Source organism: Methylomicrobium sp. Wu6 (genome assembly GCF_035916875.1).
GTDB lineage: Bacteria > Pseudomonadota > Gammaproteobacteria > Methylococcales > Methylomonadaceae > Methylomicrobium.
The window spans coordinates 57,081-71,306 of record NZ_JAXUHN010000084.1 but is presented as its reverse complement, the minus strand read 5'-3'; the positions used below and the strand labels follow the sequence as shown (position 1 = coordinate 71,306).

Annotated in this window: 14 protein-coding genes; 13 read left to right on the top strand and 1 reads right to left on the bottom strand. The window is 55.0% G+C overall.

Features of this window, described 5'->3' with window-relative positions; genetic code table 11:
- Nucleotide 1 precedes the first annotated feature (1 nt).
- From U2W12_RS13120 to U2W12_RS13060, 13 genes are all read left to right on the top strand, one after another.
- Nucleotides 2-1,162: a hypothetical protein gene (locus U2W12_RS13120; protein ID WP_326501137.1), complete on the top strand. Its 1,161-nt coding sequence runs from the start codon at nucleotides 2-4 to the stop codon at nucleotides 1,160-1,162.
- 148 nt (nucleotides 1,163-1,310) lie between these two features.
- The gene (locus tag U2W12_RS13115) at nucleotides 1,311-3,248 is read left to right on the top strand and encodes a DUF6600 domain-containing protein (protein WP_326501136.1); all 1,938 of its coding nucleotides are present in this window, start codon (nucleotides 1,311-1,313) and stop codon (nucleotides 3,246-3,248) included.
- 397 nt (nucleotides 3,249-3,645) lie between these two features.
- Nucleotides 3,646-4,950 carry an NAD(P)/FAD-dependent oxidoreductase gene (locus U2W12_RS13110; RefSeq protein WP_326501135.1) on the top strand — a complete coding sequence of 435 codons (1,305 nt, stop codon included), beginning with the start codon at nucleotides 3,646-3,648 and terminating at the stop codon, nucleotides 4,948-4,950.
- Nucleotides 4,951-4,978: 28 nt separating this feature from the next.
- Nucleotides 4,979-5,512 carry a YcxB family protein gene (locus tag U2W12_RS13105; RefSeq protein WP_326501134.1) on the top strand — a complete coding sequence of 178 codons (534 nt, stop codon included), beginning with the start codon at nucleotides 4,979-4,981 and terminating at the stop codon, nucleotides 5,510-5,512.
- A 20-nt stretch (nucleotides 5,513-5,532) separates the two neighbouring features.
- A complete protein-coding gene (dnaQ, locus tag U2W12_RS13100; protein WP_326501185.1) occupies nucleotides 5,533-6,258 on the top strand; it encodes a DNA polymerase III subunit epsilon in 726 nt (241 codons plus the stop codon).
- A gap of 113 nt (nucleotides 6,259-6,371) precedes the next feature.
- Nucleotides 6,372-7,640, top strand: a complete 1,269-nt coding sequence (waaA, locus tag U2W12_RS13095; RefSeq protein ID WP_326501133.1) for a lipid IV(A) 3-deoxy-D-manno-octulosonic acid transferase — start codon at nucleotides 6,372-6,374, stop codon at nucleotides 7,638-7,640.
- A gap of 62 nt (nucleotides 7,641-7,702) precedes the next feature.
- Entirely contained in the window at nucleotides 7,703-8,938 is a 1,236-nt protein-coding gene (locus U2W12_RS13090; RefSeq protein ID WP_326501132.1) for an NAD(P)/FAD-dependent oxidoreductase, read from the top strand.
- On the top strand, nucleotides 8,920-9,519 hold the full coding sequence (locus tag U2W12_RS13085) for a DUF3261 domain-containing protein (protein WP_326501131.1): 600 nt from the start codon (nucleotides 8,920-8,922) through the stop codon (nucleotides 9,517-9,519). The genes U2W12_RS13090 and U2W12_RS13085 overlap by 19 nt, the downstream gene beginning before the upstream one ends.
- On the top strand, nucleotides 9,500-10,681 hold the full coding sequence (locus tag U2W12_RS13080; protein WP_326501130.1) for a beta-ketoacyl-[acyl-carrier-protein] synthase family protein: 1,182 nt from the start codon (nucleotides 9,500-9,502) through the stop codon (nucleotides 10,679-10,681). Before U2W12_RS13085 ends, U2W12_RS13080 begins: the two co-directional genes overlap by 20 nt.
- On the top strand, nucleotides 10,678-11,127 hold the full coding sequence (locus tag U2W12_RS13075; RefSeq protein ID WP_326501129.1) for a hotdog family protein: 450 nt from the start codon (nucleotides 10,678-10,680) through the stop codon (nucleotides 11,125-11,127). The genes U2W12_RS13080 and U2W12_RS13075 overlap by 4 nt, the downstream gene beginning before the upstream one ends.
- The gene (gene fabG, locus U2W12_RS13070; protein WP_348529890.1) at nucleotides 11,120-11,845 is read left to right on the top strand and encodes a 3-oxoacyl-ACP reductase FabG; all 726 of its coding nucleotides are present in this window, start codon (nucleotides 11,120-11,122) and stop codon (nucleotides 11,843-11,845) included. The genes U2W12_RS13075 and fabG overlap by 8 nt, the downstream gene beginning before the upstream one ends.
- The gene (locus U2W12_RS13065) at nucleotides 11,845-13,068 is read left to right on the top strand and encodes a beta-ketoacyl-ACP synthase (RefSeq protein WP_326501127.1); all 1,224 of its coding nucleotides are present in this window, start codon (nucleotides 11,845-11,847) and stop codon (nucleotides 13,066-13,068) included. The genes fabG and U2W12_RS13065 overlap by 1 nt, the downstream gene beginning before the upstream one ends.
- 31 nt (nucleotides 13,069-13,099) lie before the next feature.
- On the top strand, nucleotides 13,100-13,462 hold the full coding sequence (locus U2W12_RS13060) for a hypothetical protein (protein WP_326501126.1): 363 nt from the start codon (nucleotides 13,100-13,102) through the stop codon (nucleotides 13,460-13,462).
- A 115-nt stretch (nucleotides 13,463-13,577) separates the two neighbouring features.
- Here the strand turns inward: U2W12_RS13060 and U2W12_RS13055 are convergent, their stop codons facing one another.
- Nucleotides 13,578-14,036, bottom strand: a complete 459-nt coding sequence (locus U2W12_RS13055) for a hypothetical protein (protein ID WP_326501125.1) — start codon at nucleotides 14,034-14,036, stop codon at nucleotides 13,578-13,580.
- Between the last annotated feature and the right edge of the window lie 190 nt (nucleotides 14,037-14,226).

Below are 14,226 nucleotides of genomic sequence, written 5' to 3'. Positions count from 1 at the left end.
CATGCAGTCGAAACGCTTCACCTTGTTATTGCTGATCGGTATCGGTTTGCTGCTTTCTGTTGTCGCGGCGATTAATCGGATCGTTGACCCTTTCTGGTATTACCGCGACTTCGAAATCGATGAGGTAAATAAATTCAAAACCGAAATGAGGCATTTCGAGCGGCATGTGAAGCCGATGATCGTTGCGCGAGAGCGACCGGATGCCTTGATTCTCGGCAGTTCGTTCGCGGAAATCGGTCTTGACCCAACCCATCCGGGATTTACCGATCAAGGCAAACTGGTTGGCTACAATTTTGGAATCGCTGGCGCCGAATGGGAGCGCGTCTTGTGTTATTTCGATTATGCAGTCAATACGATCGAAGTGAAGCGCATTATCATTGGAGTTTGGCCCGGTGCCATGCCGCGCGTCGATTGCAAGGGCGGATTGCCCGAAGTCGACGAGTTTTCCGAGAGCAAACTATTGTTATCCATGAAGGCTATATCAGCCTCGATAGACACGATCAAAAAACAGCGTCAGAACAAGCCAAGTTACACCCGCCAAGGCATGTATTATTATTTTCGTGGGTTACCTGGCGTGGAAGCCCAGTTCCACCAAATTTTGGGTGATCGCCTGAAGAAAAGCCGCTGTGATTTAACGGATTTTCAGAGTATGGCGCCTGCTTTGGTGAAGCTTGATAAAGACTTGCCCGTTGCCGACTCCACTATCGATCTGGAAGGTTTGCGGCATATCATTCGTACCGCAAAACAAAAAGGCATTGAATTGACATTGTTTGTCTATCCGAAACATGCGCTTTGGCTGGAACTGGAAGCCGTTTGCGGCACATACAAAGCCTATTGGTCGGCGCTTGATGAGATTGCATCACTGGTCGAACAGGAAGACGGCAAAACTGAACTCTGGGAGTTTACCCGCTATAACGATGTTACTGCCGAGCCGATCACTCGGGCAAGCCCCGTTTTTTGGCAGGATCCCGGCCATTTCAATTATGAATTTGGAAATTTGATTCTCGATGCGATTTATAATCGCCATAATCGGGGAGATTTGGGGGGGCGAATCACAACTGAAAATATGGCTGATGCTTATCAGGATTATTTGACAAGCAGGGGGGCTTATCTCAATACGCATCCGGATATTTTGACGTCGTTTAGGCAATTGACGAAATAAAGCGGCTTCGGATTCGGCTTTGAAAATAAACCAACGGCGCCTTTGGGGGGGGGGCTCCATTCATATCGTATTCAGCTATGAATGAATAAGATCGAAGTCTGACAAGGCCCCCAAATCCCTCTCTAAAAGCGTATAGGAGTAGGTAATTATGTACAGTCATTTATCATTCGGATGGCTATTTAAAGCGCTAATTTTGGCGCTGCTGCTCGGTTTACCGCTCGCCCGTCCTGCAGAGGCGAATCATCTCCGAAACGATGCCGCCAAGATTTTTTATTTAAAGCTGGCGCCGTATGGGACGTGGGTGCGCCACGGCATCTACGGCAGAGTCTGGTTTCCGCGCAATGTGCCGGAGTATTGGCGCCCATACCAGGATGGTTACTGGGCGTATACGAATGACTACGGCTGGCTGTGGGTATCGGATTGGGTATGGGGCTGGGCGACCGACCATTATGGCCGTTGGGTGTGGGATGACTGGTACGGATGGATTTGGGTGCCGGGCGCGGTATGGGCGCCGGCTTGGGTCGTCTGGCGCTATGGCGACGGTTATGTATCCTGGGCGCCGATGCCGATCCAATACGTTTGGAATCCTTATGCCGCCAGCTATGCGAATTATTATTTTGACTTCGATCGTTACATCTTTTGGGACTGCTGGGTGACTACCCATGAGCACGATTTTCCGCGCCGTAACACCCCGCGCAAATGGCTTGCCCCTAAAATGAGTCGCGAAATCTTGCACAGAACCCGTTATGCCGAACCGCTCACTTTGAGCAATAACAATATCGTCAATCCGGGTGTGCCGTTACAGCAGATCGAACGGGCGACCGGATCTGCGTTCAAGCCGGTTGAACCTAGGGTCGTGTTGGAAGCCGGTGAAGACAATGCAAGACGGCGCCGGCCAAAGAATCGCGAAGAAGTCATGATTTATCGGCCTATTGATAATCAACCGACGATTGGGACGATCCGCGATGAGGTGGAGTCCGACAAAGTATTGGCGGAGAAAATTAATGTGAACAGGCAATTGTCGTCCGACCGTAATAGTTCAGCCGGCGAGAACCTTGAATACAGACGGCCGGGTCGTTTAACCGGGCGCCCTAAACCGCTCGATGATCAGGAGGAGGAAAATCCGTTGACGATACAGCCGGAAACCCGACAGACTTCTCCAACTTTTGTGACTTTGCCCGGCATGCAGGAAAATTTGCAGGCAGAGCCCGGTCGGAATGAGGCGATTCCTCAGCGCGATCAGTTAAAATCCGGTTCGGCTCGATTGCGACGCCAGGACCAGGAAGGCGTTCGTGAACTGCCTGTGACAATTGAAGATGTGCCGCAAAGAACACCTCAAGAATTGAAGAGGGAGCTATTTGACTGGCAGGGGCAGGGAAATCGGAGGCAGGAGTCCGGCGTACAAGGAAACCAGCAGCAACTGCAGTTGGAACGACAGCAGCAGGTAGAACAAGAGCGCTTGCAGCGGGAGGCAATTGGCCGGCAAGAAGAAACCGCGCGAGAGCAGCAACACGCCGAAGAGGAACGCATGCGTCAGGAAACGATTCTTCACCAGGACGAAGCGGCGCGTCAACAACAGATCGAAGCGGAGCGGCGGCAATTGCAAATCGAGCAGCAACAACAGGTCGAACAGGAACGCATGCAGCGAGAAACGATCCGTCATCAGGATGAAGCAGCGCGCCAACAGCAACTCGAAACGGAACGCCAGCAACAAGCCGAACCGGAAACGATTCGACAGCAGCAAGAAGTCGTGCGTGAACGGCAACAGCAAATGGAACAGCAGCAACAGGCCGAACAGGAACGCATGCGGCAGGAAGAGACCGTTCAGCAGGAAGAAGCCGCTCGCCAACAGCAACTGCAGATGGAACGGCAGCAACAGGCTGAACAGGAACGATTGCAACAAGGAGCAATGCGACAACAGCAGGAGGAAATGGCGCGTCAGCAGCAGTTAGAAATGGAACGGCAACAGCAAGCGATCCAACAGCAACAGCAAACGGAAATATCCCAGCCGGGGACTATGCAGCAGGCCCAGCCGGACGGCAGCGGTCGCGGCAGAGTAGGGCGTGGAATGGGTAGGGGTAGGTAGTAAAGCGGATGATCGATGTTGACTGGATGGCGGAAAACGTCATCCAGCAACTGACAGAATAGATTTAGATTTGAACTGCTACAGGTTAGGGAAACATCGATTCCCGAAACTCCGCAGGGAGAGATTGGGGGCTACGTTGCCGGGCGGACCAAAGTAGCCGAGGGTGCCATGAATTTTGTGTAAACTGGGTTTATTAATGGTTAGGCATCCGATCGTCAAATTGATTATTAAACCCATTTAAACAGTAACCGGCGCCTGACTAATCCCGATAGGATGCACTTTACTGCACCTAAACAGTCAACGCAAACAATGAACAATTAGTAATTCAATAAAATCAGTCTTTGCGGGCTTGATCCGATATAATGTGGCAACGTTAGAATTTATCGGAATGGCTATGATGGCAGAGACGAATAACGACAAACACAAAATTGTGATTGTTGGCGGCGGCGCGTCCGGATTGGAACTCGCGACTAAACTGGGCCGCAAGCTCGGCAAGAAAGGGCAGGCCGAAGTGATCCTGCTCGATGCTACGTCGACGCATATCTGGAAACCGTTGTTGCATGAGGTCGCGGCCGGTACGCTGGACGAGTCGGAACAGGTCGAATATCTCGCGCAGGGCTATCGGAATCATTTCCGCTTCCGGCTCGGCAAAATGGAAGGACTGAACCGCGCAAAAAAGGAAATTTACGTGAGTCCGACGCTGAGCGACAGCGGCGAGGAATTGATTCCGCGGCGGACTTTCGGTTACGACACACTGGTGATGGCAGTCGGCAGTGTCAGTAACTCGTTCAATATCAAGGGCGTTGCCGAGAATTGCCTATTTCTCGATACGACCTCGCAGGCTTTCCGCTTCCAGAAGCAATTGGTAGAGACTTATATCAAGACTTTTTCGGGTCAGGACGGAGCCCATGGAAAGCCTTTGTCGATCGTGATCATCGGCGCTGGCGCGACCGGGGTGGAGTTAGCCGCGCAGTTGCACGAAGTGACCAATCTGCTCGCGGTCTATGGGCTCCGAGAATCCAGCAATGTCCGCTTGACGATCATCGAAGCCGCGCCGCAGTTGCTGCCGGCGCTGCCGAATAAACTGGCCGAAGCGACAAAGCAGCAACTGATCAAGCTCGGTGTCGATCTGAAGCTGGGCTGTCGGGTCACCGAAGTGACCAAGGAGCATATCAAAACGCACGACGGTGAAATCATTCCGGCCGACCTGAAGGTATGGGCCGCAGGAATTAAGGGACCCGACTGGCTGAAACAACTGGACGGACTCGAGACCAACCATCTGAATCAGCTGGTCGTCGATGAAACCCTGCAAACCGGCGATCCGTCGATCTTTGCGATGGGCGACTGCGCAGCCTGCGTCTGGCCCGGTCGCGGCAATATTCCACCCAGGGCTCAGGCCGCGCACCAACAAGCGGACGTCTTATATAAAACCATTCGCAACCGGCTGTCCGGCAAGCCGCCGGTCAAGTTCTTTTATTACGATTACGGTTCGCTGGTGTCGCTTGGCAAATACACGACTGTTGGCAATCTGATGGGTAATTTGATGGGCTCGGTCAGCGTCGGCGGCTTTATTGCCCGGGTCGTGTATCTGTCTTTATATAAGATGCATCAGGTCGCGATTCACGGTTATTTCCGTACCGCGATGCTGACCTTGTCCAATTTGTTCAGACGCACCGTGCACGCGACGATCAAACTGCACTGATTTTACCAACCTCAACAAGAATAAAAACATGCTGGAAATAGAATACGAGTTCAGAGAAGAAGATCTGGTCAATTTCAACGAAGCGCAATATCTGAATTCGAAAGACGTCCAAAACCAACTCAACAAAAATCGCTGGATCGTGCCGAGCATTATGGTGTTGGTCGGTACCTTCTATTATTACTATTACGGCGATGCGAAGTCGGCCGGCTATATCGGGCTGGTCGCGGCACTGTGGGCGCTGTTGTCGCCGAGAGTGATGTTGTACGACATGCGCAGGCAAATCCTGAAGCAGTATACACCGCAGGAAAAAAAGGCAATGTTCGGCACGTATACGTTGACGATCGACCCGGCCAATCCGGCTTACCTTTTCGAAAAATCGCCGAGCGGCAAAAACAAAATGGCCTGGCAGGAACTGATTCGGGTCGAATATGGCAAACGCTATGTTTATATCTACATCACCCTGAGCACAGCGCTCGTGATTCCGGTCGAGACGATCAAAAAAGGCGATCTGGAGAAGTTTGCCGAACAGGCCGAGAAGATGGTCGAGCGTTACGCCGGCTAACTTAACTGTATATGAACAAAATGAATATGCGCGCAACGAGTCCCCGTATCGTGGTGCTCGACACCGAAACAACCGGCCTGAGCCCGGAGCAAGGTCACCGGATCATCGAAATCGGCTGCGTCGAACTGGTCAATAGGCGGTTGACCGGCAACCGCTTTCATGTTTACATCAATCCGGAGCGCGCAATCGACGATGGCGCGATCGAAGTACACGGCATCACGAACGAGTTTCTGGAAGACAAACCGAGCTTTGCAGGTGTAGCTCGGGATTTTATGGCCTTTGTTGAGGGCGCCGAACTGGTGATTCACAACGCGCCATTCGACGTCGGCTTCATCAATCATGAATTCGCCTTGCTCGCCGATCCATTGGCGCCGATAACGAACTATTGCGAAGTCTTCGATACGCTTGCTTTCGCCCGTCAAAAACATCCGGGCCAACGCAATAGCCTGGATGCGTTGTGCAAACGCTACGGCGTCGATAACAGCCATCGGGAATTGCACGGCGCGTTACTCGACGCGGAAATCCTGGCCGACGTGTATCTGTTGATGACCGGCGGGCAGTTCTCGCTGCTTGATGAGGCGTCCGAAGGTCAATCCGCGGGGATGGAGTCCAGCGTGATTCAGCGCATCGCCACAGACAGGGCGCCGTTGAGAGTGATCGCCTGCGCAGCCGATGAGTTAGACGCACATCAGCAACGTCTGGCGGCGATCGAGAAGGCGGGTGGGGTGTGTCTGTGGAATTGTTGAGATTGCAGCGAATATGCGATGGATGAGGTTTTTGTCGATACGCTAAATGACTAGCCGGATTTCCATAGCATTGAGTCAGCCATCTCGATTGGTGGCGCCAATTTGAATATTGCATGTTCGCTTTCTATACATTACTTTTTTATTTACTGACTCCTTTCATCATGTTGCGTTTGCTCTGGCGCGGCATCAAGGCCCCAGCCTACCGGCAGCGATGGAACGAGCGCTTCGGTTATTATCACAAAACCTATCCTCAAGACGTCATTTGGTTTCATGCGGTTTCGGTCGGGGAAGCCGAGGCGCTGTTTCCGTTGCTGCGCTTACTACAGTCACGCCATCCCGACGCGAAACTGTTGATCACGACCACGACGCCGACCGGTTCTGCCAGGGTGCAGGCCATGTTCCTAGGCAAAGCCGCGCATGTTTATCTACCCTACGACATGCCCTTTGTGATCGGACGTTTCCTGAATTGTTTTAAACCGCGCCTTGCGGTGATCATGGAAACCGAGATCTGGCCGAATTTGTATGCTGCGTGCGGCAAACAAAAAATACCGTTATTTTTGATCAATGCCCGTCTGACCGAAAAATCGGCGTGCGGCTACCGGAGGATTCCGTCGTTGATCCGCCCGTCATTGGCAAAGGTTAGCCTGATTGCGGCCCAAACCCATGATGATGCGGAGCGTTTTGTGAGTATCGGCGCGCAACCGGAAACGGTTAAGGTAATGGGTAATATGAAGTTCGACATCGACATTGCCGAAGGGACGATCGCGGAGGGGCGACGACTCAAGTCTGCGGTTTTCGGTGATCGCTTCGTTTGGATCATTGCGAGTACGCACAAAAACGAAGAAGCGCTGTTTTTGGATATTTACCCAGAACTCAAAGCGGAAATTCCCGAGCTGATGCTAGTGCTCGTGCCGCGCCATCCCGAACGCTTCCTTGAAGTCAAAAAGCTCTGCGAGGAAAGGCGCCTGAATGTCGTGATGCGGACGTCGGGAGACAATTGCGCGGCTGTGACCGATGTGTATATCGCCGATACGATGGGCGAACTCAAAATGCTCTATGCGGCGGCCGATGTGGCTTTCATCGGCGGCAGCATGGTGCCGGTCGGCGGTCATAATCTGCTCGAAGCGGCCGCGATCGGCGTGCCGATGATGTTCGGCCCCTACATGTCCAATTTCAAAGAGATAGCAGGTGGGGTGCTGGCGAGAAACGCCGCTTTGCAATGCCGGACTCAACAAGACATTGTCAGCACGGTCCTTTCATTGTATGCTGATCCGGATAACCGTTCGGAACTAGCGCGGCGAGCCGGAGCGTTTTTACAAGAGAACCGGGGCGCGATCGCGGCGATTGCCGCGCGGATCGAAACCGCGCTGCCGATAGATTGAGCCCTTCCATTTCGCCACCGCTTCCGTTCTTCAGCCCACGCATGCCAGGATCATCACCCCCCATGGATAAATCGCATCAAAGTAAAGTCGTCATCATTGGCGCCGGTCCTTCCGGCAGTATCGCGGGCGCATTGCTCAAACAAAAAGGCTATCCGGTCATCATCCTGGAGCGTCAGCGCTTTCCGCGCTTCAGCATCGGCGAAAGCCTGTTGCCGCAGTGCATGGAATTCATCAAGGAAGCCGGAATGCTCGATGCGGTCGTAAACGCCGGTTTCCAGTTCAAAAACGGCGCGGCCTTCGCCTATGGCGACCATTACACCGAGTTCGATTTCGAAAACAAGTTCAGCGCCGGCATCGGCACGACCTTTCAGGTGCAGCGCGGCCGTTTCGACGCGCTGCTGGCCGATGAAGCGGTGCGGATGGGTGTCGATATTCACTGGCAAATGGAAGTGAAGTCGGTCGATTTTTCCGGCGCAGAGGCGCATCTGACCGCCGCCGATACGGAAGGCAACATCCATGATTATTCCGCCGATTTCGTACTCGATGCGAGCGGCTTCGGGCGCATATTGCCGCGCCTGCTCGATCTGGAGTCGCCTTCGGGTTTTCCGGTCAGGCAAGCCCTGTTTGGGCATATCGAAGACCGGATCACTGATTTATCGTTCGACCGCGATAAAATCCTCATCACCGTGCATCCCGAGCACAAGGATGTCTGGTTCTGGCTGATCCCTTTCAGCAACGGCCGCAGCAGTATCGGCGTGGTCGCGGAGCAGACGTTTTATACGCCGGGCGAGGATTACGGCGCCAAGTTGCGGGGCTTGATCGCTCAGGCTCCGGGCTTAAGCCGGATTTTGAAAGATGCGGTATTCGATGACAAGATCAATACCCTGGTCGGCTATTCGGCGAACGTGAAAAGTCTCTACGGCAAGGGCTATGCCTTGCTCGGCAACGCCGGCGAATTTCTCGACCCGGTGTTTTCCTCAGGCGTGACGATTGCGATGAAGTCGGCGACGCTGGCGTCCGCCGTTCTGGACCGGCAGTTCCGAGGCTTAGCGGTCGACTGGGAAGATGATTACGCGCAGCCGTTGAAGCGCGGCGTCGATACGTTCCGGGTGTTTGTGGATGCCTGGTACGATGGCCGCTTCCAAGACGTGATTTTTCATCCGGATCAACAGCCCGAGGTCAAGGCGATGATTTGCTCGATTCTGGCCGGTTATGCCTGGGACCAAAACAATCCGTATGTGAAGAATGCCCGCTCAAGGCTGGATACGCTCGCCGAATTATGCCGCGACGACGGCTAGGATTGTTTACGATGGTGATCGGCTTGACCGGCTGCGCGGCGATGCAACCGCCGGATGCGATGATTCCGGAAACGGCTAAATCGGTTTCGGCGAGTCCGCGCCCTTTATTTCCGATCGCGCCGCCGCAGGGGCCTGCTCGCCGTATCGTGCAGCAGTTGACCGCGCATTGGCCGGGACGCGAGCAAACGTTGCTGTGCGTGCTGGAATTGGACGGCCGCCATATCGCGATGGCGGGCCTCACTGAGGATGGCCTGAGTTTGTTCAATTTATCCTACGACGGCAAGATCTTGCAGGCCGATAAAAATCCTTTGGTTCCGGAAATGGTCGCGCCGGAGTTGATCATTGCGGATTTGCAATTGGTTTATTGGCCGCTCGATGTGCTGCAATACCAGTTGCCGAAACAGTTAAAGCTCGAAGCCGGGCCGGATTTTCGCCGCCTGTCCGCACAAGGACAGGCCAGCGTCGAAGTGCGCTATTTAAGCCATGAAGATGCTTGGCCTAGAAAGGTCGAACTGATCAACCTGCGCTATCATTACCGGCTCACGATCGATACGGTCAGCTATGAAGCTGTATCTGAATGATTTGGGCCTGCTCTGCGCGGCCGGCAATGATAAGGACGAGGTGCTGGCAAACCTGTTGGCCGGCGAGCGTTCTGGACTGATTTTTACCGATCGGTTCAGCCCTGGACGCGCAGTTGCGGTGGGCAGAGTCGAGACCGAGCTGCCGGAGATCGGCGACGACTTCCGTTATCATCGCAGCCGCAATAACCGTCTGTTGCTGGCCGGCTTGGCGCAGATTCGCGGCACGGTCGAGCGGATAATCGCCCGTTTCGGGCAGGAGCGTATCGGCTGCGTGTTGGGTACCAGCACGTCCGGAGTCAGAAGCACCGAACTGGCGTTGGCTCGCCAGGCCGAGAACGGAATCTTGCCGGGCGATTTTCATTACAAACAACAGCAGATGGGCGCGGGCGCCGATTTTTTGGCTGCCTATCTGAACCTTGGCGGGCCGGCCTATACGCTGTCGACTGCCTGTTCATCGAGCGGCAGGGCCATCGCTTCCGCACGTCGGTTGATTCGCCTAGGGCTCTGCGATGCGGTGGTCGTTGGCGGCGCCGATACGCTTTGCAATCTGACCATCAACGGTTTTATGGCGCTGGAGTCGTTGAGCGCCGGTTTGTGCAAGCCGTTCGGTTTACACAGGGACGGTATCAACATCGGCGAGGCGGTCAGTCTGTTCATTTTGAGCAGGGAACCCGGTCCTGTCGAGTTGCTGGGTATCGGTTCTACCAGCGATGCGTATCATTTCTCCGCGCCCGACCCTGATGGACTGGCGGTCGGTCAAGCAATGCACTTGGCTCTGCGGGATGCGGGCAAGCGCCCGGAGCAGATCGATTATTTGAATCTGCACGGCACCGCGACCGTGTTGAACGACAGCATGGAAAGCAAGGCGGTCAATGCGCTGTTCGGCGCCACAGTGCCGTGCAGTTCGAGCAAAGGGATGACCGGCCATACGCTAGGCGCTGCGGCCGCGCTCGAATTAGGTTTTTGCTGGCTGTTATTGAACAGCAATGACGATACGGGGGGGTTAATCCCGAGTATCAACGGGGATGCAACCGACTCGAAACTGGCCGAATTGAATCTGGTGCGGCAAGGTGCACTATTGCATCGCCGTATCAACATCTGCCAAAGTAATTCGTTCGCATTCGGCGGCAATAATATTTCGATCGTGGCGGGCAGGGCATGAGCGATTTTTTACAAATGAACGTCGCCGAATTGCTGCCGCATACCGGCAATATGATCTGGCTCGATAAAGTGCTCTCCTGGGACGAAGATTCGGTAACCGCGGAATTGACTGTGCGCGGCGATGCATTGTTCGGCGACGGTAACGCTGCACCGGCCTGGGCGGGCATCGAATATATGGCGCAGACGATCGGGCTTTATGCAGGCATCCATGCGAAACGAGCAGGCGAACCGATCCGTCTGGGTTTTTTACTGGGCACCCGGCGTTTTGAGAGTAACGTTCCCGCCTTCCGGTTCGGTTCGACCCTGAGCGTGCAGGCCGAGAGAGTAATGCAAGACGAGAGCCTGTCGGTGTTCAACTGCCTGATCACAGGCGGCCATGTTAAAGTAAGCGCTACGTTGAATGTTTATCAGGCGCCCCTAGCTACGATAAAAAATGATGATGAATAAGACTGTCTTAGTGACCGGTTCGAGCCGCGGTATCGGCAAGGCGATCGCGTTGTACTTGGCGGCTCAGGGCTATGATCTGGTGCTGCATTGCCGCAGCCGGCGCGATCAGGCCGAAGAGGTCGCCCGGGAAATCGAAGGGCTGGGCCGTAGTGCCCGGATTTTGCAGTTCGACATTGGCGACCGCGTGCAGTGCGCACAGCAGTTGGCCGAGGATATTGACGTGAACGGAGCCTATTACGGCGTGGTCTGTAATGCCGGCATCGCCGCCGACAATGCATTTCCGTCGCTGACCGGCGAAGAGTGGGACAGTGTGATTCATACCAATCTGGACAGTTTTTATAACGTGCTGCAGCCTATCATCATGCCGATGGTTCGGCGGCGTAGGCCGGGCCGTATAGTGACCCTGTCGTCGGTATCAGGCCTGATCGGCAACCGCGGCCAGGTCAATTACAGCGCCGCGAAGGCCGGCATCATCGGCGCGACCAAGGCGCTGGCACTGGAACTGGCCAAGCGCGACATCACGGTCAATTGCATCGCGCCCGGCCTGATCGAGACCGAGATGGTCGAGGAGCTGCCGCTCGATGAAATCAAGAAGATGATTCCGGCGCGCCGGGTCGGGCGGCCGAAGGAAGTCGCCGCGGCGGTCGCCTTTTTATTGTCCGAGGATGCGGCCTATATCACCAGGCAGGTCATCGCGGTCAACGGAGGCCTGTGCTGATGAAGCGCGTGGTTGTCACCGGCATGGCCGGATTGTCGCCGATCGGCAACGACTGGGAGACCGTCTCCGAACGCTTGAAAACGCAGGCGACCGGTATCCGCTACATGCAGGACTGGGATAAATACCAGGGCCTGAACACCCGGCTCGCAGGCCCGGTCGATTTTGAGCGACCCGCGCATTATTCGCGCAAGCAGATGCGCAGCATGGGACAGGTCGCACTGATGGCGACCTATGCGACCGAACTGGCGCTACGCGATGCCGGCTTGTTGCACGATCCGGTGCTGAAGAGTGGGCAAATGGGCGTGGCTTACGGGAGTTGCTCAGGCAGTTTCGATGCGATCGCGGACTTCGGCAATATGCTGTTGAACCACAGGACCGACGGGCTGAATGCGACGTCCTACATCCGTATGATGGGGCATACCGCCGCGGTCAATATCGGCCTGTTCTTCGGCATCAACGGCCGCGTGTATACGACCTCCAGCGCCTGCACGTCGGGTAGCCAGGGCATCGGCTATGCTTACGAGGCGATCAAATACGGCCATCAGACCCTGATGGCGGCCGGCGGCGCGGATGAGCTTTCGGCCAGTCAGGCGGCGGTGTTCGATACGCTTTATGCGACCAGCCTGAAAAATGACGCCCCCGAGACGACGCCGCGGCCGTTCGATCTGAACCGCGACGGCCTGGTGATCGGCGAAGGCGCGGGCACCTTCATCCTCGAAGAACTGGAGCACGCCAAAGCGCGCGGCGCGACGATCCATGCGGAAGTGGTCGGCTATGGCACCAACTCGGACGGTCTGCATGTGACCCATCCGGACAGCCGCAGCATGCAAGGCGCGATGCGGCTCGCCTTGGAGGATGCGGGGCTGCCGCCTGCCGCGATCGGCTATATCAGCGCGCACGGCACCGCGACCGAGCATGGCGATGGGGCCGAGAGTCACGCGACCGCGGCGATTTTCGGCGCCAATACGCCGATCAGCTCGATGAAAAGTTACACCGGCCATACGCTCGGCGCCTGTGGGGCGCTGGAGGCCTGGACGGCCATCAAGATGATGAACGAAGGCTGGTTTCATCCGACCGCGAATCTGCAAACGGTCGATCCGAAATGCGCCCCATTGGACTATATTATCGGTGCCGTTCGCAGCCTCGATTGCAGCTATGTGATGAGCAATAACTTTGCTTTCGGAGGCATCAACACCTCCCTGATTTTTAAACGTTGGGATTGAAACAATCCCGAATCAACCCGAGGAAATAAGCATGATAAAAAAAATGAGTTTGCTGTTTGCGTCGTTGATTTTGGTGACCGGTTGTACCACGACCGGGACCTTCAAGGTGCCGGAAGGCTCCAAGTTGTATATCTATGAGAGGCCGCAGCCGGTTTCGGTCGATGCGGGCGGCAAGGTCACGACCAAGCCGTTTTTCTGGACCGCGGCCGGCGTGCCGCCGGGTAGCGGGATTCCTTACCGCCTGGAAAAGGACGGTCAGACGCTCAAGGAAGGCCATTTGCGCGCGAAATTTCGCGTCGTTTCGATCTTCTGGCCGCCATTTGCCGCGATCTACTGGCCGATGGGCTTCAATCCGAACATTACTTATGACTTGGTCAACGATAAGCAGGAGTGATTCCGAGAGTCGTGGCTTGATCACGGGGAGGGCGTCTGTTTACGCCTTACCCTGATTAGGGGGTTACAGGAGCGTTTTCAGCCTCGGCTAAAGACGCTCCTGCCGGGTTTGCGGTTTACTTCAACAATTCCAGCGCTTTTTCTGTTCCTTTCTGCTTCGCCTTTGCCGTTGACTTGTGCTTCAGCGTCTTTGCCGCTTGGCTGGTGGATTTCGGCAGGGCTTTGACCTCGCCTTTCAGTTTTTTGGCGGTTTCCGTGCCGCTCTTCACGGCTTCGGCGCCCTCTTTGACTTGCTCGGGTGTCGCTTTCTCGAGTGTTTGCTTCGTGGTTTCCTCAAGTGCTTTCTGGGTCTGGTTTTTAACCGCGTCTGGCGTATTTTGCACCGCGTCCTTCACTTGTTTGGCGTCCTTTAAGGCCTGATCGGCCGCTTCGGCGCGTTCAACGGCGTCCGGCGCCATCGCGGCCGCGGTGTTTTTGGCCGTCTGTTTGGCCACGCCTTCCAGCAGGCTTTGCTCCGCCATGACAGCGCCGGAGGCGATCAATAATGAACTAATCAATAGAGCTTTGGTTTGCATTTGAAGAACCTTTCATGAGAGTTGAGTGAGGTTACAGCGTACTGCAGCCAAGCTGAATTAATGATGAACCAATTTGATTGAATAAGTTTCTTGAGGTTTTAAGAGCGCAAGAGAGCGTCTGAAGAAGGTTGATGAACAGTTAGACCGGGCGGTAAGACCTGGCGTGCTTTGAAAAAATCCATTCAAGGCG